Below are 20566 nucleotides of genomic sequence, written 5' to 3'. Positions count from 1 at the left end.
AATTTACTGTAAATAACAATTGCCGGGAGTCGCCCCATGCAACGTTCCATCGCCACTGTTTCCTTGAGCGGCACCCTGCCGGAAAAGCTCGAAGCCATTGCTGCCGCCGGGTTTGATGGGGTCGAGATCTTCGAGAACGACCTGTTGTATTACGACGGCAGCCCGCGGGAAGTCAGGCAAATATGCACTGACTTGGGCCTGGCCATCACCTTGTTTCAGCCATTCCGCGACTTTGAAGGCTGCCGCCGCGACCGCCTGGCGCGCAACCTGGAGCGCGCCGAGCGTAAGTTCGACCTGATGCACGAGCTGGGCACCGACCTGGTGCTGGTGTGCAGCAACGCCTCGGCCGATTGCGTGGGCGATGAACGTATTCTACTCGATGACCTCAGCCTGCTCGCCGAACACGCCGGCCGCCGTGGCTTGCGCATCGGCTATGAAGCGCTGGCCTGGGGCCGGCATGTGAACACCTGGCAGCAGGTGTGGAACCTGGTGCGTCAGGTCGATCACCCGAGCCTCGGGGTGTTGCTCGACAGCTTCCACACCCTGTCGCTCAAGGGCGACCCGAGCGCCATCGCCGAGATCCCCGGCGACAAGATCTTCTTTGTGCAGATGGCCGATGCACCGATCCTGGCCATGGATGTGCTGGAGTGGAGCCGACACTTCCGTTGCTTCCCCGGCCAAGGCGAATTCGACCTGGCGGGTTTTCTCGCGCCGATCATCAAGAGCGGCTATACCGGGCCGCTGTCCCTGGAAATCTTCAACGACGGCTTCCGTGCCGCGCCAACCCGAGCCAACGCGGCGGACGGCCTGCGCTCGCTGCTCTACCTGGAAGAGAAAACCCGCCAACGCCTGGCGCAGGAACGCCCTGCCGCACCGCTGGATATTCTCTTCGAAACCCCGCCCGCCAGCGAATACGACGGCATCGAGTTCCTTGAGTTTGCCGTGGACGAAGACCTTGGCGCCAAGCTGACCCAATGGCTGGAGCGCCTGGGCTTCGTCAAGGCCGGCCAGCATCGCTCCAAGAGCGTCAGCCTGCTGCGTCAGGGCGATATCAACCTGATCCTCAACTGCGAGCCCTACTCCTTCGCCCACAACTTTTTCGAGGCGCATGGGCCGTCGCTGTGCGCCACCGCGATTCGGGTCAAGGACAGCGCCAAGGCCCTGGAGCGGGCGGTGGCCTACAAGGGCCAGCCGTATCGTGGCCTGGTCGGGCCGAATGAGCTGGAATTGGCGGCGGTGCGCGCGCCGGACGGTAGCCTGATTTACCTGGTGGACCCAAGCGAAGGCGTATACGACACCGATTTCAATCTGCAACCGGCCGCTGCCACCAGCGGCGGGCTTTTGCGCATCGACCACATGGCGATGGCCTTGCCTGCCGACAGCCTCGACAGCTGGGTGCTGTTCTACAAGAGCTTGCTGGATTTCGAGGCCGATGACGAAGTGGTGCTGCCTGATCCGTATGGCCTGGTGAAAAGCCGTGCGCTGCGCAGCCGTTGCAGCTCGATTCGTTTGCCGCTGAATATTTCCGAAAACCGCAACACCGCGATTTCCCACGCGCTGTCGAGCTATCGCGGCTCGGGTGTGCATCACATTGCCTTCGACTGCGCGGATATTTTCGCCGAAGTGCGCCGGGCCAAGGAGGCGGGTGTGCCGCTGCTGGATATCCCGCTCAACTACTACGACGACCTGGCGGCGCGCTTTGATTTCGACGACGAGTTCCTCAGCGAGCTGGCGTACTACAACGTGCTGTACGACCGCGACGCCCAGGGCGGTGAGTTGTTTCATGTGTACACCGAGCCGTTCGAAGGGCGGTTTTTCTTCGAGATTATCCAGCGCAAGCATGGCTACGCCGGCTACGGTGCGGCCAATGTGGCGGTGCGTCTGGCGGCGATGGCCAAGTCGCGCAGTGGTGCGGTACGCCAGGCACGGTTGTGACGGCAGGGCCGGTGCTTCCTTCGGGGCGCGCCGCGGCCCATAATCGCGGCCTGCACAATAAAAAAACGGCCGTGAGCGCACCATGACCTTGACTCCCGATCTCTCCGCAGTGTCAGACGCACCGCGCAAGAGTCGCAAGAACAACCCGGAAAAGACCCGCGAAAACATACTGCAAGAAGCCATTGTCGAGTTTGTTCAGCAGGGCCTGTCCGGCGCTCGCGTGGATGCGATCGCCGAGCGTATCCACACCTCCAAACGCATGATCTATTACTACTTCGGCAGCAAGGAGCAGTTGTACGTCGAGGTGCTGGAGAAGCTCTACGGCGATATCCGCAACACCGAATCACGCATGAACCTCACGGCCCTGGAACCGCGCGAAGCGATCAGTCGGCTGGTGGAATTCACCTTCGATCACCACGACCGGAACGTGGATTTCGTGCGTATCGTCTGCATCGAAAATATCCACAATGCCGAGTACGTGAAGCGCTCCGATTCAATCAAGGCGATGAACAGCAACATCCTGGACGCGCTGGGCACGACCTTGCGCCGTGGCGCCGAAATGGGGCTGTTCCGCGAGGGGCTGGAGCCGCTGGACGTTCACCTGCTGATCAACTCATTCTGTTTTTATCGCGTATCCAACCGCCATACGTTCAGTGAGATTTTTCAGATCGAACTGTCGGACAAGGCCGTTAAGCAGCGGCATCGACAGATGATTTGCGAGTCGGTGCTGCGTTACCTGCAAACCTGAGGTTGGCGCGGATTCACGGTGGGAGGGGCAAACTCCCTCCCACATTTGGATGCGGTTTCGGCCGTCAGCTCTTCATGCTCTGGAAGTGCGCCAACATCCTGTGTGCATCCGGCACCACGCCACTGAACAATTCGAACGCCTTCACCGCCTGAAATACTGCCATGTTGCCGCCATCCAGAGTGCGGCAGCCCAAGGCGCGGGCGTTGCGCAGCAGTTCGGTTTCCAGTGGGAAATACACGATTTCCGCGACCCACAATTGCGCGTGCAGCAAGGCCGGCGGCACGGGCGTGCCGGGCAGTTTGGCCATGCCCATCGGCGTGGTGTTCACTAACCCGTCGGCCTCGGCCATGGCGTTTTCCAGATGGGTGCCGACCTGGGCCCGTCCCGGGCCGAAACAGTGTGCGAGGTTATCCGCCAGGTCCTGGGCACGGCTGGCGTCCACGTCGAAAATGCTCAAGTGCTCAACGCCTTCCGCCAGCAGCGCATGGGCCACCGCCGCGCCTGCGCCGCCGGCACCCATCTGGACCACGCGTCGCCGAACGACATCCTGCAAGTTGCGTCGGAAACCTTCGGCGAACCCCAGGCAGTCGGTGTTATGGCCGATGCGTTTGCCCGCTTTGAACACCACGGTGTTGACCGCCCCAATGCCCCGGGCCTCGTCGGACAATTCATCGAGTAAAGGCAGGATCGCCTGCTTGCACGGGTAGGTAATGTTCAACCCGGTGAAGTTCATCTGCTCGGCGGCCTGCAGCAGGTCGGGCAGGGCATTGATGTCCAGCTGCAGCGGTTCCAGGTCGATCAGGCGATATAGGTAGCGCAGGCCTTGGGCGTCACCTTCCTGTTCATGCAGGGCGGGCGTGCGGGAGGCCTGGATGCCGGCGCCGATCAGGCCGGCGAGGACGCGCGGTTTCATCAGGCTCATCCTTTCACCGTGCGGCTGAAATGTTCCAGGGCCAGGTGATAGCCGTGGCTGCCAAACCCGGCGAGTACCGCCTTGGCGATGGGCGACACGAACGAGTGATGACGAAACGGCTCGCGCGCATGCACGTTGGATAAATGCACCTCGATCACCGGCACTTCACTGGCCACCAGCGCATCGCGAATCGCCACCGAGGTGTGGGTCCAGGCCGCCGGGTTGATCACGATACCGGCGCAACGGGCGCGGGCGCCGTGAATCCAGTCGAGCAATTCGCCTTCGTGGTTGGTTTGGCGAAATTCGATGGTCAGCCCCAGTTGCTCGGCACTGCGGCCACACAGCGCGGCGATGTCGGCCAGGGTTTCATGGCCATAGGTGGCGGGCTCACGGGTGCCGAGCAGGTTGAGGTTGGGGCCGTTGAGCACCAGCACGATGGGCGGCATAAGGGGATCTCCACAGTTATTGTTCGTTGTGCGGATAAAATGTACTGAATGGTTAATTTGGTCAATCGATGGCGGTAGATGTGTTCGATTATCGAACCGTTAATCAGTGAGACCGGGCATTTCCAGGTGCTGCCATGAGTCGTTACAAGACCGTATTCGACGGTTTGCCCGCTGTTACTACGCTGTGAAAAACGCCCTGATCAAGGAGCCGGTTGTCGGGTGATGTATGGAAAAGTGTTACCCGGCGGAAAATAACCTAACGGATGGGTTACGATGAAAGTAGGCACTTACAAAGGACATGTGATTGCGGTGTTTCTCAGGGATGAGCATTGCCCGCCTCACGTGCATGTCAGGGGAAAGCAATGGGATGCGCGTTTTCGTTTCAGCTTTCTGGATGGGCGAGTGGAGTTTTGGGATGTAGACCCCGAACGGCGGCGGCCACCCCCCGGGATTCTGGAGGGCATTCGCCAGACGTTGATGCAGCGACACGTCCTGGCTCGTGTACGAAGGATCTGGTGGGAAAAACTGCAAACGGTTTGCCTGGAGAACCATTCCTGGGATTGGGACGCCGACGAGGTGGTGCCGGGGTTGATCATTCGGCGTGGCGTCTATGTGATTGCAAACGCCCGACACGATGTGGCGGGGCAGCGAACCCTTTTGAATCTGGTCAGGGCGCCAGATTGTGTGGAGATTGATCTATGAAAATCGTAAAAGCCAAAACCTTGCCCGATGTACCGATCACTGAGGCCGATATCGATAAGGCCATAGTGCGGGGGCGCAAACTGAAGCGTGTGTACGCCAATGCCTGCTCGGTGCGTTACGAGGATGACTGCATCTCCATCGGCTTCAGCGATGGCAGTCGCATCATGTTGCCGGTGGCCGGTCTTCCGGAGTTCGAAGGGTTTTCCGCGCAGGACTTCGAGCAATTGGAGGTCGGCTTTGGCGGCAAGGCGCTGTGCTGTGAAGCCCGCGACCTGCATGTTTCCATCACCGGCCTGATTGCGACCAGCCAGCCCTTGATGGATCTGGCCGTGAGCCTGGTGGCGTCGCACAACGGCCGTAAAAGCAGCGCGGCCAAATCCGCCGCCGCCCGAGCCAATGGCAAGAAGGGCGGTCGGCCGCGCAAGGAACCGTAAGGGAGGTTATCGACGGGTCAACAGCACCCCGGACTCCATATGGTGCGTCCATGGGAACTGGTCGAACATCGCGCATTGGGTAATCCGGTGCGTGTCATGCAGTTGCGCAATGTTCGCCGCCAGGGTTTCCGGGTTGCAGGAGATGTAGAGGATGTTGTCGAAGCGCCGGGTCAGTTCGCAGGTGTCCGGGTCCATGCCGGCGCGCGGCGGGTCGACGAAGACGCTGCCGAATTCGTAGCTTTTCAGGTCGATGCCGTGCAGGCGACGGAACGGGCGCACGTCGTTCAGCGCTTCGGTGAGTTCTTCGGCGGAGAGGCGCACCAGGGTGACGTTATCCACTGCGTTTTCATCGAGGTTGCTCAAGGCTGCGTTCACCGAGGTCTTGCTGATTTCGGTGGCGAGCACGTTGCGCACGCGGGTGGCCAGCGGCAGGGTGAAGTTGCCGTTGCCGCAGTACAGCTCCAGCAGATCGTCCGGGCGATCGCCGAGTGCGTCGTATGCCCAGTTGAGCATCTTCTGGTTCACCGCCCCGTTGGGCTGGGTGAAAGCGCCTTCGGGTTGGCGATAGCTGAAGGTGCGGCCACCGACGTCGAGTTTTTCCACCACGTAGTCATGGCCGATCACATCGCGTTTGCCCTTGGAGCGGCCGATGATGCTCACGTTCAAGTCGGCGGCCAGCTGGTTCGCGGCGGTGTGCCAGTGCTCGTCCAGCGGGCGGTGATAGCACAGGGTGATCATCGCGTCGCCGGCCAAGGTGGTCAGGAACTCCACCTGGAACAGCTTGTGGCTCAGGGCGGCGCTGGCTTGCCAGGCGGCCTTGAGCTGCGGCATCAACTGGTTGATGCGCTGGCTGGCGATGGGGAACTCGTCGATCAGAATCGGCGTGCGCTTGTCGTCCTGGGAGAACATTGCGTAGTGGCGTTCCCCCGCTTCGCGCCACAGGCGGAATTCCGCGCGCAGGCGGAAGTTCTGCAGGGGCGAGTCGAAGACCTGAGGTTGTGGCGCGTCGAACGGTGCCAGCAGGTCACGCAAGCGCGTGACCTTGTCTTGCAGTTGAACGGTGTAGCTTGCGGCGTCAAAAGTCATGCGTTGAACCAGCCCAGCTTGATCACAAACAGAATCGACAGAATCACCAGCGCCGGGTTCAGCTCACGGTAGCGGCCCGAAAGCAGCTTGATGGCGGTCCAGGCGATGAAACCGAAGGCGATGCCGTTGGCGATGGAGTAAGTGAAGGGCATCGCCAGGGCGGTGATCACCACCGGCGCTGCAACAGTGATGTCATCCCAGTCGATTTCCGCCAGGCCCGAGGTCATCAGCACGGCCACGAACAGCAACGCCGGTGCAGTGGCGAAGGCCGGTACGCTGGAGGCCAGTGGCGAGAAGAACAGTGCCAGCAGGAACAGGATCGCGACCACGACCGCGGTCAAACCGGTGCGGCCACCGGCACTCACGCCCGCGGCGGATTCGATGTAGCTGGTGGTGGTCGAGGTGCCCAGCAGCGAACCGGCCATGGCGGCGGTGCTGTCGGCGATCAGCGCACGGCCCATTTTCGGCATGTGGCCATCCTTGTCCATCAACCCGGCGCGCTTGGCCACGCCGATCAGGGTGCCGGAGTTGTCGAACAGGTCGACGAACAGGAACGCGAAGATCACGCTGACCAGGCCGATGTCCAGCGCGCCCTTGATATCCAGCTGCAGGAAGGTCGGGGCCAGGGACGGTGGCATCGAGGTCACGCCGCCGAACGGGGTCACGCCGAGCAGAATGGAGACAATGGTCACCGCCAGGATGCCGATCAGCACCGCGCCGCGTACCGCCAGGGCTTCCAGCGCGACGATCAGCGCGAAACCGAGGGCGGCGAGGATCGGTGCCGGTTGTTTCAGGTCGCCCAGGCCGACCATGGTGGCCGAGTTGCTCACCACGATCCCGGCGTTGTGCAGGGCGATCAGCGCCAGGAACAGGCCGATACCGGCAGCAATCGCCGAGCGCAGGGGCAGGGGGATGCTGTTGATGATCCATTCACGGATGCGGAAGATCGACAGCATGAAGAACAGCACCGCCGAAATGAACACCGCCCCCAGCGCCACTTGCCAGGTATGGCCCATGTGCAGGACCACGGTGTAGGTAAAGAAGGCATTGAGGCCCATGCCCGGCGCCAGCGCGATCGGGTAGTTGGCGATCAAGCCCATCACGGTCGAACCGATGGCCGCTGCCAGGCAGGTGGCGACGAACACTGCGCCCTTGTCCATGCCGGTTTCGCCGAGGATGCTCGGGTTCACGAACAAAATGTAGGCCATGGCCAGGAATGTCGTGATGCCCGCGAGGATCTCGGTTCGCACGTTCGTGTTGTGTGCTTTGAGTTGAAACAGCTTTTCCAGCATGCCTGCTCCCTGTGACGCTATGTTGCGTCGTTATTTGTTGACCTCTAAGTCAAAGCACAAATTGCGCCAAGCGCCTGTGGTTTCAGAGAGGATCGGAAAAAGCGGCGCATCATACCAGCAGCCGAGGCCGTGTGGCGCACGGGCTTGGCTTTGTGGCGCATGGCTGTGAATCATGGCCTTGAGGCATACTGCGCCGATGTTTAATTCAGGGTCATCGACAGCATGAAAAAAGCCAACCCGTGGAGTCTAGCTCTGATCGCTTGTATCAGCGCGTGGTTAGGCGCGGCACCGGCGTGGGGCGCGACTGCACCGGCCTTGAGCGAGGTGCGGGTGTTCAAGGTCGAGTCGGCCGGGTGTGTGGAAACGATTCCGGAGCGCTCCCAGAGCACACAGATGTGTACGCACCGTGGGCCCACCCAGGTGTCGGTGATGGAGGTTGGCCTGGGCAACAACCCGATGGGTCGCTTCAATGGCGCAGTACTCAACGGGCAACGCACCGCGGTGTGCCAGGTCGGCAACGTCAGCCAGGCCTGCAATGGCGCGGGCACGTTGATGGGCTACATCTATGTGTTCGACCTGAACGTCGAAGCCCAAGGCTGGTTCGAATACAGCAACACGTCGATCAACGCGCCGCGAAATACCTTGAATACCCAGCTCAATATCCGCTGATCAATGGCCCTGAACGTCACGGATATCCGCACCGGCTGGTGGTGAGGTTCAGCCCTTGGCTTCGTCCAGCGGCACATGCATGCGGTCGCGGTGAGCCAGGGTCGGGAACAGTTTGATCCACGTCCCGGTCACCACCAACGTGCCGATCCCGCCCATGACCACGGCGGGCACGGTGCCGAACCAGTGGGCGGTGATCCCGGATTCGAACTCGCCCAGTTGATTCGACGCGCCGATAAACAGGCCGTTGACCGCACTGACCCGCCCGCGCATGTCGTCTGGGGTTTCCAATTGCACGAAGGATGCGCGGATCACCATGCTGATCATGTCGGCCGCGCCCAACACCACCAGCACCGCCAGGGAAAACCAGAACGAGGTGGACAGGCCGAAAGCGATGGTCGCCACCCCGAACACCCCGACGGCGGTAAACATCACACGGCCCACGTGTCGGTCGACCGAGAAGCGCTCCAGCCACAACGACATCAACAGCGCGCCCACCGCCGGCGCCGAACGCAGCAGGCCCAGGCCCCAGGCGCCGGTCAGCAGGATGTCCTTGGCGAACACCGGCAGCAACGCGGTGGCACCGCCGAGCAGCACGGCGAACAGGTCGAGGGAAATCGCCCCGAGGATGTCCGGGCGGCTGCGGATAAAGCGAATCCCGGCCAGCAGCGAGTCCATCGTGGCCTTGGCCTTGTTCAGCGGCGTCTGGCGCGCGGGCAGGTTGAGGGTCAGCGTGCAGGCAATGAGGTACAGCACCACGGTCGGGCCATACACCCACACGCTGCCGAACGCATAGAGCAAACCGCCGAGGGCCGGGGCGACGATGGTTGCCAGTTGCTGGGCCGATTGCGACGAGGCCACGGCGCGCGGGAACAGCGTGCTGGGCACGATGCTCGGGAGCAGCGCTTGGGTGGTGGGCATTTCAAAGGAGCGCGCGGCGCCGAGCAGGAAGGCGAGGATAAAGATCATCTCGCGGGTCACATTGCCGGTCAGGCCGCCAATGGCCAGGGACACGGCAATCAGCGCCTGCACGGTCTGACAGATAGCCGCCACCTTGCGCCGATCATAGCGGTCGGCCACATGCCCGGTGTGCAGCATGAACAGCACGCGGGGAACGAATTCCACCAGGCCGACCAGGCCAAGGTCCAGCACGTTGCCGGTCAGTTGATAGAGGTTCCAGCCGATGGCCACGGTGAGCATTTGGAAGCCGCTGGCGGTGAAGATCCGCGCCAGCCAGAACGCGATGAAAGGGCGGTGGTGACGCAACAGCAACGCGGGTTCATTGGGCATCGGGAGTTCGGGCCAGCGCGGTAGGGAAACCCGAGATTAGCATCAAGCTGTAACAAACAGTTGCAGAAACTGCGCTGAGGCAAGCTGTCACGCGGCAAAAGACCACACAGGCCAATTACCAAAATGGGACTACTCTTTTGACTGTGATTGATCCAGATCAAAGCTATTTCAGGATTTGTTCTGGCGGCCGCAAGGCCTGACTCCCTACGTGGTTGGTAAAAAAAGAAACGAATTGAAATTCGCCACACTCCATATCCGTGGGGGCAGTGGATGCGGCCTCCAGCCAGCATTCGGTATTACCTGACAGAGGAAGACTTATGTTCGGTTTGGAGGCGCTAGATCTCGCCCGAATTCAGTTCGCGTTTACTATCTCGTTCCACATCCTGTTCCCGGCGATCACCATCGGCCTGGCGAGTTACCTTGCGGTGCTGGAAGGCTTGTGGCTCAAGACCCATAACGATACCTACCGTGACCTCTACCATTTCTGGTCGAAGGTCTTTGCCGTCAACTTCGGCATGGGCGTGGTCTCCGGCTTGGTCATGGCGTACCAGTTCGGCACCAACTGGAGCCGCTTCTCGGACTTCGCCGGCTCCGTCACCGGGCCGCTGCTGACGTATGAAGTGCTCACGGCCTTCTTCCTCGAGGCCGGTTTCCTCGGCGTGATGCTGTTCGGCTGGAACAAGGTGGGGCGCAAGCTGCACTTCTTCGCGACCGTGATGGTGGCCGTCGGCACGCTGATTTCGACCTTCTGGATTCTCGCCTCCAACAGTTGGATGCAGACTCCCCAGGGCTTTGAAATCATCGACGGCCGCGTGATCCCCACGGACTGGCTGGCCGTGATCTTCAACCCCTCGTTCCCCTACCGCCTGATGCACATGGCCACGGCGGCGTTTGTGGCGACGGCGTTCTTCGTCGGTTCTTCGGCGGCCTGGCATTTGCTGCGTGGCAAGGACAACCCGGCGATCCGCAAGATGCTGTCGATGGCCATGTGGATGGCGCTGATTGTCGCGCCTATCCAGGCAGTGATCGGTGACTTCCACGGCCTCAACACCCTGCAGCACCAACCGGCGAAAATCGCCGCGATCGAAGGCCACTGGGAAAACATCGGCAACGAGCCGACGCCGCTGATCCTGTTCGGCTGGCCCGACATGAAGGCGGAAAAAACCAAGTACGCGGTGGAAATTCCCTACCTCGGCAGCCTGATCCTGACCCACTCCCTGGACAAACAGGTACCGGCGCTCAAGGAGTTCCCGCCTGAGGACCGCCCCAACTCGACCATCGTGTTCTGGTCGTTCCGGGTCATGGTCGGCCTGGGTTTCCTGATGATCTTCACCGGCCTGTTCAGCCTTTGGCTGCGTCGGGGCGGCAAGATGTATACGTCCCGGCCGTTCCTGTACCTGGCGTTGTGGATGGGCCCATCCGGCTTGATCGCGCTTCTCGCCGGTTGGTTCACCACCGAGATCGGCCGCCAGCCGTGGGTGGTCTACGGGCTGATGCGGACTGCGGATGCGTCCTCCGGGCATAGCCTGGCGCAGATGAGCATCACCCTGGTGCTGTTCGTGGTGGTGTACTTCGCGCTGTTCGGCGCTGGTTTGGGCTACATGATGCGCCTGGTGCGCAAAGGCCCGGTGGCCCACGACGGCATCGAGCCAACCCACGGTGGCCCAGGCCAGAAACGCACACCGGCGCGGCCGTTGTCGGCGGCCGATGACGGCAGCGATGACGATCACGTCGACCTCCAGCATAAGGGGCATTGAGATGGGTATTGATCTTCCGCTGATCTGGGCCGTGATCATCATCTTCGGCATCATGATGTACGTGGTCATGGACGGTTTCGACCTGGGCATCGGCATCCTCTTTCCGTTCATCCCCGGCAAGACCGACCGTGACGTGATGATGAACACCGTCGCCCCGGTCTGGGACGGTAACGAAACCTGGCTGGTACTGGGCGGCGCGGCATTGTTCGGCGCGTTCCCGCTGGCCTATTCGGTGGTGCTGTCGGCGTTGTACCTGCCGCTGATGCTGATGCTCATCGGGCTGATCTTTCGCGGCGTGGCCTTTGAATTCCGCTTCAAGGCCAAGGACCACAAGCGTCACCTGTGGGACAAGGCGTTCATCGGCGGGTCGCTGGCGGCCACGTTCTTCCAGGGCGTCGCGTTGGGTGCGTTCATCGACGGCATCCCGGTGGTCGATCGCCAGTTTGCCGGTGGCTCACTGGATTGGGCGACGCCGTTCACGATGTTCTGCGGCGTGGCGCTGATCGTGGCCTACGCGTTGCTCGGTTGCACCTGGCTGATCATGAAGACCGAAGGCAAGTTGCAGGAGCAGATGCACGACCTGGCGCGGCCATTGGCCTTCGTGGTGTTGGCGGTGATCGGTATCGTGAGTATCTGGACGCCGCTGTCGCACCCGGAAATCGCCTCGCGCTGGTTCACCCTGCCGAACCTGTTCTGGTTCCTGCCGGTGCCGATCCTGGTGCTGGTGACCATGTACGGGCTGATCCGCGCCGTGGCGCGCAACGCGCACTACACGCCGTTCCTGCTGACGCTGGTGCTGATCTTCCTCGGCTACAGCGGCCTGGGGATCAGCCTGTGGCCGAACATCATCCCGCCGTCGGTATCGATCTGGGACGCTGCCGCGCCGCCGCAAAGCCAGGGCTTCATGCTGGTGGGCACGTTGTTCATCATCCCGTTCATCCTGGGCTACACCTTCTGGAGCTACTACGTGTTCCGCGGCAAGGTCACCCATGAAGACGGTTATCACTAGGAGGGTCGTTTCATGTCCGGCAAACCTTCGTTGCACGAGATTGAACAGGCTGAGAAGCAACCGCTGTGGCGGCGCCTTGGTTGGTTGGCGATGATCTGGAGCGGCAGCGTGCTGGCCCTGTTCATCGTGGCCAGCCTGATGCGCCTGTTCATGAGCGCGGCCGGCCTGACCACGCACTGACATCCCATCCCGTTGCCTTGCGGCACGGTTTTTTGACCCTGCCCCTCTTTGGAGGGGCGGGGTCTTTTTTTATTTGCGCGCTTTGAGAATGACGAATTTGGGCGTGGCGGCCACTTGCTCGACGCCCCGGAACAGCCGCGCCAACTTGCTGTGATAACCCAGGTGACGGTTGCCGACTATATACAGGGCGCCGCCGACCACCAACGCTTCGCGCGCCTGCTGGAACATGCGCCAGGCGAGGAAGTCGCCGACCACCTGTTGCTGGTGGAACGGTGGATTGCACAGCACCACATCCAACGATTGCGGTGCCTGCCCGGCCAGGCCATCGTCGGCGCGGACGATGACCTCGCGATCACCCAGGGCCGCTTGCCAGTTCTCGGCGGCCGATTGCACGGCCATGTAGGACTCGTCCACCAAGGTGTAATGCGCGTCCGGGTTCTGCAGGGCGCTGGCAATCGCCAGTACGCCATTGCCGCAACCCAGGTCGGCGACTCGCGCACTGCCAAGGCCCGTGGGCAAGTGTGGCAGGAAGGCGCGGGTGCCGATGTCCAGGCTTTCGCGGCAGAACACGTTGGCGTGGTTGAGCAGGGCGATGGCTGGAGTGTCCAAGGCGTAACGGGTGGGGTAGGGCGAGACGGCGGCCGGGCGCTCCCCAACGGTGGCGATCAACAGCCGCGCCTTTTTGACCGCGAGGGACGCGTGCATCGGCCCGATGTACTGCTCCAGCAATTCACCGGCGGCCCGTGGCAGATGCTTGACCATCGCTGCGGCGATAACTTCAGCGTCCGGCGCCAGTTGGCCCTGCAGGCGGATCAACTGTTCTTCGAGCAGCGCCAGGGTTTTCGGCACGCGGATCAGCACCCGGTCGAATGGCCCGACAGGCACTTGGCTGGCGGGGATGAACGACACCGCATCGAACGCCTTGCCGTTGCGCAGCAGGTTTTTTTCCAGGCCTTGGGCGGCGAGAAACGAGTCGCCGCTGGATGTCACCTGCACATGGCCCTCAAGGCTGGCGGCCAATGCGCCAAAGCTATCGTTAAGCACCAGCACGCGAGTTGCGGCGTTCGGTTGCTGTTCGGCCAGGTAGCTGAGCAGATACTCGTCGGCGGCGTCGAAGGCCTGCAGCGGATCATTGTGCTGCTCGGGTTGGCGGATCAGATCGAGCTGGGCGAACGGGCTTTCGAGCAGGGGCATGGCGGGGGAGGCTCTGGGTAATCGATGGGTGTTCGGCAGGCGCTGTGGCGGCCGGCGGAACCGTCTGAGTGAACTGCGAGGCGGCACCGAGGGGCTGCGTCAACACTCAGAGTTGGCCGTAAATGTTACTTTTTTTTTGGAGTGATTACATGCGGTGTTTCAAAGCGGGTTAAAACAAGCCTGCTTTCGAGGCACAGAGCACCGCAGCGATTTTGTTATTGACGCCCATTTTAGTGAAGATGCTTTTGAGATGAAAACCAATGGTGCGTTCCGACAGGCACAGTATGGCGGCGATATCGGCAGCCGTTTTGCCCAGGGCTGACCATTTGAGGATTTCTGTCTCCCGTGGTGTCAATTTGCAGGCCGAAGGCGCGTTGGGCTTGTCGGCATATTTCTGTGCGACCACCGCATGCATCGCATGACAGAGCCACAATACCTGGCCGGCCTTTTCGTACAGCTCTTCCGGGCTGACCTCGCCCTTGCTGCGTCCCAGAGTCAGCATGCTGAACACACCCTGGAAATCGTGGACCGCCTGGGTCCATCCAAGATGCACGCCAGAGGACCGGGCCAGTTCCCACAAATTCGGCGCGGCGCCGAACACTTTTTCCTCCCAGACAATCGGTAGTACGCAACGTTTGCAGTGGGTGACAACCGGGTCTACGTCGAAAAAGTGGGCCTGGTCGTACAGGGAGTTCCATTCATTTGGGTAGTTGTTGAGGCAAATCGGTTTGCATGGGTGTGTGGGTCGTTGTGAACTCATCGTGAAGGAACAGAATTGGAAGCCAAGCTCGTAGGTTTTGTTGATGACCATTTCAAATACACTGGTGATCTTGTCCTCGCCTTCCAGTTTAGGGAGTCGTGTATTGCGCCAGTTGACCATCGGAAGCTCTCCATGGAATTCTTTGTGACTTGGGTACGTCCTGGCCCCCAATGTTGCACGCAAATTAGTGTAGGACACGGACTACACTTGCAGCGGAAATTTTCGTTCTTGTTCGTCGTGTTCTAAGACTCTTTAAGCAGGTGTGCAACTTCCGTCCGCAACTTTTTGCGAAGGTTTGCCCTTTTTTAGTGGGTTTTAGCGTCTGTAATGCGTCACTGACAATCGCACTATGGGGCGATGTTGTGATGTGTCTTGGACTAATAGCCAAATGTTTAGTAGTGCAATTAAATAGCCATCAACTTGTGGTTTTTTTTGCTCTATTCACAATGCCACTACCGACTGCGGGTGTTTCCGCACGTGACTTTGGGGGACACTAGGGCACCTGTAGAACGGAGCTCCCCATGACGGCCAGTGCTGAGAAATTTACCCGCCAGACCCTGCTCGACGTGCAATCGCTGACCCCCAGCCTCTTCACCCTGCGCACCACCCGTGACCCGGGCTTTCGGTTCACCGCCGGCCAGTTCGTGCGCCTGGGGGTGACCAAGGCCGATGGCAGCACGGTATGGCGCGCGTACTCCGTGGTGTCGTCGCCGTTTGATGAGTACCTGGATTTTTTCTCGATCGTGGTGCCCGGTGGCGAGTTCACCAGCGAGCTGAGCCGTCTGCGCGTCGGTGATACGTTGATGGTCGAGCGTCAGGCCACAGGCTTCCTGACCCTGAACCGGTTTGTCGACGGTCGTGACTTATGGTTGCTGGGCACCGGCACCGGAGTGGCGCCGTTCCTGTCGATCCTGCAGGACTTCGAGGTCTGGGAAAAATTCGAGCGCATCATCCTCGTGTACAGCGCCCGGGAAGCCAGGGAGCTGGCCTATCAGTCGCTGATCCAGGGGCTGGCGCAGCGTGAGTACCTGGCCGAGTACGCCCACAAGCTGACCTATCTGCCGCTGGTCACCCGCGAGCAGTACCCTGGTGCGCTGCACGGGCGCATTACTACCCTGATCGAGAATGGCGAGCTGGAGCGCGCAGCCGGCGTCGCGCTGACCCCAGAGCATTCGCGCGTGATGATTTGCGGCAACCCGCAGATGATCGACGACACCCGTCAGTTGCTCAAACAACGCGATATGCAATTGAGCCTGTCCCGGCGCCCCGGCCAGGTGGCGGTGGAGAACTACTGGTAACAAAAAAGGCGCCCCTGGAGGCGCCTTCGTTCAAACCGATACGGCTTATTGCGGTTTGTCGTTCTGTGCCTTGAGCAGATCGCGGATCTCACCCAGCAACACTTCTTCCTTGCTCGGCGTCGGCGGCAGGCTGGGGGCCACGGCTTCTTCGCGTTTCAGGCGGTTGATGGCCTTCACACCCATGAAGATCGCAAACGCGACGATCAGGAAGTCGATCACGCTCTGGATGAACTTGCCGTAGGCCAGCACGACCGCCGGGACATCGCCCTGCGCAGCCTTGAGCGTCACCGCCAGATCAGCGAAGTCCACACCGCCGATCAACAGACCGATCGGTGGCATCACCACGTCGCCTACAAACGAGGAAACAATTTTGCCGAAGGCGGCGCCGATGATAATCCCGACGGCCATGTCGACCACATTACCTTTGACCGCGAAGGCCTTGAACTCACTGATCACGCCCATAGGTTATTCCTTGTTACAGATGAGAAGGGTGGAAGTCAGTGTAAGTCAGTCGTAGCGGGCTTGCCTGACACAACTGTTAACACTGTCGGTTTTTATCGACACATTAAATCGCAAATAGTTTGCAAAGTGCCATCAATCGCGCGCGAAATACCCGCGATTTCAGTGAGTTACCAGATTATTTTCTCAATCGACCCGTTGGGGTTTTTCTATTTATCTTCTGACTCGCGGGTCACTAGCCTCTGGCAAGCACAACTGAATGTGCATTAAAAAAACCAGAGGAAACCTCGATGAACAACCCAATGAGCCGCGCGCCCGTTCTGGCGCGACATGCGCTGGTGCTGGCAACCGTCAGCCTGCTTTCGCTGTCTGTGCTGGCCGCCAACCTGACCCGTGACAATGGTGCCGCCGTCGGCGACAACCAGAACTCGCAAACCGCGGGCGCCAACGGCCCGGTGCTGCTGCAAGATGTGCAACTGATTCAGAAGCTGCAACGCTTCGACCGCGAACGCATCCCCGAGCGCGTGGTACATGCCCGTGGCACCGGCGCTCACGGCACGTTTACCGTCACCGATAACCTCAGCGACCTGACCAAGGCCAAAGTTTTCGCCGCCGGTGAGGCAACCCCGGTATTCGTGCGGTTCTCGGCGGTGGTACACGGCAATCACTCCCCGGAAACCCTGCGCGACCCTCGCGGCTTCGCCACCAAGTTCTACACCGCCGACGGCAACTGGGACCTGGTCGGCAACAACTTCCCGACGTTCTTTATCCGAGACGCCATCAAGTTCCCGGACATGGTCCATGCCTTCAAACCCGACCCGCGCACTAACCTGGATGATGACTCGCGTCGTTTCGACTTCTTCTCCCATGTTCCCGAAGCCACCCGCACCCTGACCGAGCTGTACTCCGACTCCGGCACGCCGGCCAGTTACCGCGAAATGGACGGCAACGGCGTACATGCCTACAAGTTGATCAACGCCAAGGGCGAAGTGCATTACGTCAAGTTCCACTGGAAGAGCCTGCAAGGCATCAAGAATCTTGATCCCAAGCAAGTCACTGAGGTGCAGGGCCGTGACTACAGTCATATGACGAATGACTTGGTCACCCATATCAACAAGGGCGACTTCCCCAAGTGGGACTTGTACGTGCAGGTGCTCAAACCTGAGGAACTGGCCAAGTTCGATTTCGACCCGCTGGACGCCACCAAGATCTGGCCCGGCATACCCGAGCGCAAAGTCGGGCAGATGGTGTTGAACCGCAACCCGGCCAATGTCTTCCAGGAAACCGAGCAAGTGGCCATGGCCCCGGCCAATCTGGTGCCGGGTATCGAGCCGTCGGAAGACCGCCTGCTGCAAGGCCGAGTGTTCTCCTATGCCGACACGCAGATGTACCGCCTGGGCGCCAACGCCCTGCAACTGCCGATCAACGCGCCACGGGTCACCGTCAACAACGGCAACCAGGACGGCGCGATGAATTCCGGCAAGACCAGCACCGGCGTGAACTACCAGCCAAGCCGCCTGTTGCCACGGGAAGAGCCGCAAACCGCGCGCTACAGCCAGTCGCCGCTGGCGGGCAGTACCCAGCAGGCGAAGATCCAGCGTGAGCAGAACTTCAAGCAGGCCGGTGATCTGTATCGCTCCTACAGCAAGAAAGAACGTCAGGACTTGATCGACAACTTCGGCGGCTCCCTGGCCACCACCGACGACGAGAGCAAGCACATCATCCTGTCCTTCCTCTATAAAGCCGACCCGGAATACGGCGCCGGCGTGACCAAGGTCGCCAAAGGTGACCTGGCCCGCGTGAAAGCGCTGGCACAAAAACTCACCGACTAACCCCACCCCCCCTGTAGGAGCGAGCTTGCTCGCGAAGATCTGCCAGGCAACGCGTGCATCCAGGATGCACGCGTCATCGTTGACGTTTTTCGCGAGCAAGCTCGCTCCTACAAGGGTTTTGTAGAGGAGTTGAATCAATGCGTACCTTCATCGGCGCGCTGCTGGCCTGCTGGTCGCTGAGCGGGGTTGCCGGGCAGCCTGCGCCCAATGACGCAGCGGCGCTCAAGGCGCAATTGCAAGGCTACTATTTCGATGCCGCACGTCGCGGCGACCTGCCCATGCTCGATACCTTCATCGACGCCGGCTTCCCCCTCAATACCCAGGACGACAAGGGCTACACCGCACTGATCCTCGCCGCCTACCATGGCGAAAGCGCCTACGTTGAACGTCTGCTCGCCGCCGGCGCCGATGCCTGTGTGCAGGACAAGCGCGGCAACACTGCGTTGATGGGCGCGATTTTCAAGGGCGAGCTGAAGATTGCCCAGCGCCTGCTGGCCACCGACTGCAACCCCGACCAGCGCAACGGCGCCGGGCAGACCGCCGCCATGTACGCCGGGCTGTTCAAGCGTCTCGAACTGCTCGACGAATTGAAGGCCAAAGGCGCCGACCTGAATGCCGAAGACCCGATCGGCAACAGTGCTTCACGATTGGCCAGCGGTGAAATCCGGACCCCGGCGCCGCGCTGAGCTATCATCGCGGTTTTTCGGTTGGAGGTTCTCAAATGGCAAAGGCCAAGCGCATTTACGGCTGCACCGAGTGCGGCGCGACCTTTCCCAAGTGGGCCGGCCAGTGTACCGAGTGCGGGGCGTGGAACACCCTCACCGAAACCATGATCGAAAGCGGCGGCGCCGCGGCCCCCAGCGGCCGTGCCGGCTGGACCGGGCAACAGGCGCAGATCAAGACCCTGGCCGAAGTCAGCGTCGAGGAAGTCCCGCGTTTCTCCACCGCGTCCGGTGAGCTCGACCGCGTGCTGGGCGGTGGCCTGGTGGACGGTTCGGTGGTGCTGATCGGCGGCGACCCCGGTATCGGCAAGTCGACCATCCTGTTGCAAACCCTGTGCAGCATCGCCAGCCGCATGCCGGCGTTGTACGTCACCGGCGAAGAATCCCAGCAACAAGTGGCCATGCGCGCACGCCGCCTGGGCTTGCCCCAGGACCAACTGCGGGTGATGACCGAAACCTGCATCGAAAGCATCATCGCCACCGCGCGGATCGAAAAGCCCAAGGTCATGGTGATCGACTCGATCCAGACGATTTTCACCGAACAACTGCAATCGGCTCCGGGCGGCGTGTCCCAGGTGCGTGAGAGCGCGGCGCTGCTGGTGCGCTATGCCAAGCAGAGCGGCACGGCGATTTTCCTGGTCGGTCACGTGACCAAGGAAGGCGCGCTGGCCGGGCCACGGGTGTTGGAGCACATGGTCGACACCGTGCTGTATTTCGAAGGCGAGTCCGATGGCCGTTTGCGTTTGCTGCGCGCCGTGAAGAACCGCTTCGGTGCGGTGAACGAGCTGGGCGTATTCGCCATGACCGACCGCGGGCTGAAAGAAGTCTCCAACCCCTCGGCGATTTTTCTGACCCGTGCCCAGGAAGAAGTCCCCGGTAGTGTGGTGATGGCAACGTGGGAAGGCACCCGGCCAATGCTGGTGGAAGTCCAGGCGCTGGTGGACGACAGCCATTTGGCCAACCCACGTCGAGTGACCCTGGGCCTGGACCAGAACCGCCTGGCAATGCTGCTTGCGGTACTCCATCGGCACGGCGGCATCCCGACCCATGACCAGGACGTGTTCCTTAACGTGGTGGGCGGGGTCAAGGTGCTGGAGACCGCGTCCGACCTGGCGTTGATGGCGGCGGTGATGTCTAGCCTGCGCAACCGGCCGCTGCCCCACGACCTGCTGGTGTTCGGCGAAGTTGGCCTGTCGGGCGAAGTGCGCCCGGTGCCCAGCGGTCAGGAGCGTTTGAAAGAAGCGGCCAAACACGGCTTCAAGCGCGCGATCGTGCCCAAGGGCAACGCGCCGAAGGAAGCGCCGCCGGGGTTGCAGGTGATTGCAGTGACGCGGCTGGAGCAGGCGTTGGATGCACTTTTCGAGTAGCCCGCAACACCGCAGTACACATGTGGGAGGGCGCAAACCCCTCGCACCGGTGGTCAGTGCTCCAGCAGCGCGCCCAACTGCCGCTCCAGTTCTGCCTGATCTCCCAGGTTCAACTCGATCAAGCGGCGCAAATGGCTGATCGATTCCAGACTGATGTGCTCGCATTCAAACCCCAGTTGGTCAGTCTGGTCATGGGTCAGCCTGACCCGCATCTGCACATCGGTATTGGCATCCAGGTGGATATCCACATCGAACGACTCAGTACCGATGCCGAGCCAGGGCGTCGGTTTCTGCACCAACAAGCCCTTCAGCGATAAGTCCACCAGTTGCACCGACCATTCCCGACCGTTCTGCCGGAGTTTGGTCTTGGCATCAAAGGCTATCCGGCGAAAACGACGGCGATCAGACGCATGCTCGGTCATGGTGAAACCCTCTGTGGATGAAGGGATTGTAGCCCTACGCCATTATTGAGGCTT

General features: G+C 61.1%; 21 protein-coding genes. 12 read left to right on the top strand and 9 right to left on the bottom strand.

Going from position 1 to position 20566, the window contains the following annotated elements; translation table 11 throughout:
* Nucleotides 1-36: 36 nt before the first annotated feature.
* Nucleotides 37-1935, top strand: a complete 1899-nt coding sequence (gene quiC, locus TU80_RS18890; protein WP_057005120.1) for a 3-dehydroshikimate dehydratase QuiC — start codon at nt 37-39, stop codon at nt 1933-1935.
* An 82-nt stretch (nt 1936-2017) separates the two neighbouring features.
* Nucleotides 2018-2683: a TetR/AcrR family transcriptional regulator gene (locus TU80_RS18885; protein WP_057005119.1), complete on the top strand. Its 666-nt coding sequence runs from the start codon at nt 2018-2020 to the stop codon at nt 2681-2683.
* Between the two features lie 64 nt (nt 2684-2747).
* On the opposite strand, the gene TU80_RS18880 is transcribed toward TU80_RS18885, so the two are convergent.
* A complete protein-coding gene (locus TU80_RS18880; RefSeq protein ID WP_046482177.1) occupies nt 2748-3596 on the bottom strand; it encodes a shikimate dehydrogenase in 849 nt (282 codons plus the stop codon).
* Nucleotides 3597-3601: 5 nt separating this feature from the next.
* Complete coding sequence (aroQ, locus tag TU80_RS18875) at nt 3602-4042, bottom strand: type II 3-dehydroquinate dehydratase (protein WP_017848288.1); 441 nt, start codon at nt 4040-4042, stop codon at nt 3602-3604.
* A 273-nt stretch (nt 4043-4315) separates the two neighbouring features.
* On the opposite strand from aroQ, the gene TU80_RS18870 reads away from it, so the two are divergent.
* Nucleotides 4316-4744 carry a hypothetical protein gene (locus tag TU80_RS18870; protein WP_057005118.1) on the top strand — a complete coding sequence of 143 codons (429 nt, stop codon included), beginning with the start codon at nt 4316-4318 and terminating at the stop codon, nt 4742-4744.
* Complete coding sequence (locus TU80_RS18865) at nt 4741-5178, top strand: DUF2442 domain-containing protein (RefSeq protein WP_046381973.1); 438 nt, start codon at nt 4741-4743, stop codon at nt 5176-5178. The genes TU80_RS18870 and TU80_RS18865 overlap by 4 nt, the downstream gene beginning before the upstream one ends.
* A 6-nt stretch (nt 5179-5184) precedes the next feature.
* Here the strand turns inward: TU80_RS18865 and trmA are convergent, their stop codons facing one another.
* Together trmA and TU80_RS18855 are read right to left on the bottom strand one after the other, a co-directional pair.
* Nucleotides 5185-6264 carry a tRNA (uridine(54)-C5)-methyltransferase TrmA gene (gene trmA / locus TU80_RS18860; protein ID WP_057005117.1) on the bottom strand — a complete coding sequence of 360 codons (1080 nt, stop codon included), beginning with the start codon at nt 6262-6264 and terminating at the stop codon, nt 5185-5187.
* The gene (locus TU80_RS18855) at nt 6261-7556 is read right to left on the bottom strand and encodes an NCS2 family permease (RefSeq protein ID WP_017848284.1); all 1296 of its coding nucleotides are present in this window, start codon (nt 7554-7556) and stop codon (nt 6261-6263) included. Before TU80_RS18855 ends, trmA begins: the two co-directional genes overlap by 4 nt.
* A 222-nt stretch (nt 7557-7778) precedes the next feature.
* Here TU80_RS18855 and TU80_RS18850 point away from each other — a divergent pair, with 222 nt between their 5' ends.
* Nucleotides 7779-8225, top strand: a complete 447-nt coding sequence (locus TU80_RS18850; protein WP_046381975.1) for a DUF4879 domain-containing protein — start codon at nt 7779-7781, stop codon at nt 8223-8225.
* Nucleotides 8226-8273: 48 nt separating this feature from the next.
* Here the strand turns inward: TU80_RS18850 and TU80_RS18845 are convergent, their stop codons facing one another.
* Entirely contained in the window at nt 8274-9512 is a 1239-nt protein-coding gene (locus TU80_RS18845) for an MFS transporter (protein ID WP_057005116.1), read from the bottom strand.
* Nucleotides 9513-9829: 317 nt separating this feature from the next.
* On the opposite strand from TU80_RS18845, the gene TU80_RS18840 reads away from it, so the two are divergent.
* The 3 genes from TU80_RS18840 to TU80_RS31790 are packed head-to-tail and all read left to right on the top strand — an operon-like array spanning nt 9830 to nt 12458.
* A complete protein-coding gene (locus TU80_RS18840; RefSeq protein ID WP_046381976.1) occupies nt 9830-11269 on the top strand; it encodes a cytochrome ubiquinol oxidase subunit I in 1440 nt (479 codons plus the stop codon).
* 1 nt (nt 11270) lies between these two features.
* The gene (cydB, locus tag TU80_RS18835) at nt 11271-12278 is read left to right on the top strand and encodes a cytochrome d ubiquinol oxidase subunit II (protein ID WP_046381977.1); all 1008 of its coding nucleotides are present in this window, start codon (nt 11271-11273) and stop codon (nt 12276-12278) included.
* A 12-nt stretch (nt 12279-12290) separates the two neighbouring features.
* On the top strand, nt 12291-12458 hold the full coding sequence (locus tag TU80_RS31790) for a DUF2474 domain-containing protein (RefSeq protein ID WP_017848279.1): 168 nt from the start codon (nt 12291-12293) through the stop codon (nt 12456-12458).
* A gap of 69 nt (nt 12459-12527) precedes the next feature.
* Here TU80_RS31790 and TU80_RS18830 read toward each other — a convergent pair whose 3' ends face one another.
* Both TU80_RS18830 and TU80_RS18825 read right to left on the bottom strand, forming a co-directional pair.
* A complete protein-coding gene (locus TU80_RS18830) occupies nt 12528-13652 on the bottom strand; it encodes a methyltransferase (protein WP_057005115.1) in 1125 nt (374 codons plus the stop codon).
* 169 nt (nt 13653-13821) lie between these two features.
* Nucleotides 13822-14532 (bottom strand): helix-turn-helix transcriptional regulator, encoded by a 711-nt coding sequence (locus tag TU80_RS18825; protein ID WP_046381979.1) that lies wholly within the window; start codon nt 14530-14532, stop codon nt 13822-13824.
* Nucleotides 14533-14933: 401 nt separating this feature from the next.
* Between TU80_RS18825 and TU80_RS18820 the strand changes: the two genes are divergently transcribed.
* Nucleotides 14934-15710: a ferredoxin--NADP reductase gene (locus TU80_RS18820; protein WP_057005114.1), complete on the top strand. Its 777-nt coding sequence runs from the start codon at nt 14934-14936 to the stop codon at nt 15708-15710.
* A gap of 45 nt (nt 15711-15755) precedes the next feature.
* On the opposite strand, the gene mscL is transcribed toward TU80_RS18820, so the two are convergent.
* Complete coding sequence (gene mscL / locus TU80_RS18815) at nt 15756-16172, bottom strand: large-conductance mechanosensitive channel protein MscL (RefSeq protein ID WP_017848275.1); 417 nt, start codon at nt 16170-16172, stop codon at nt 15756-15758.
* Between the two features lie 287 nt (nt 16173-16459).
* Here mscL and katB point away from each other — a divergent pair, with 287 nt between their 5' ends.
* The 3 genes from katB to radA all read left to right on the top strand — a co-directional run bounded on the left by katB (nt 16460) and on the right by radA (nt 20090).
* Nucleotides 16460-18001: a catalase KatB gene (gene katB, locus TU80_RS18810; protein ID WP_057005113.1), complete on the top strand. Its 1542-nt coding sequence runs from the start codon at nt 16460-16462 to the stop codon at nt 17999-18001.
* Between the two features lie 137 nt (nt 18002-18138).
* Entirely contained in the window at nt 18139-18687 is a 549-nt protein-coding gene (locus TU80_RS18805; RefSeq protein ID WP_046381982.1) for an ankyrin repeat domain-containing protein, read from the top strand.
* Nucleotides 18688-18722: 35 nt separating this feature from the next.
* Nucleotides 18723-20090: a DNA repair protein RadA gene (gene radA, locus TU80_RS18800; RefSeq protein ID WP_057005112.1), complete on the top strand. Its 1368-nt coding sequence runs from the start codon at nt 18723-18725 to the stop codon at nt 20088-20090.
* Nucleotides 20091-20143: 53 nt separating this feature from the next.
* Here radA and TU80_RS18795 read toward each other — a convergent pair whose 3' ends face one another.
* Entirely contained in the window at nt 20144-20512 is a 369-nt protein-coding gene (locus TU80_RS18795) for a PilZ domain-containing protein (RefSeq protein WP_046381983.1), read from the bottom strand.
* Between the last annotated feature and the right edge of the window lie 54 nt (nt 20513-20566).

Source organism: Pseudomonas veronii (assembly GCF_001439695.1).
Classification (GTDB): Bacteria; Pseudomonadota; Gammaproteobacteria; order Pseudomonadales; family Pseudomonadaceae; genus Aquipseudomonas; species Aquipseudomonas veronii.
Note: the sequence above shows the minus strand (reverse complement) of the source record. Positions and strands in the feature narration are given on the sequence as shown.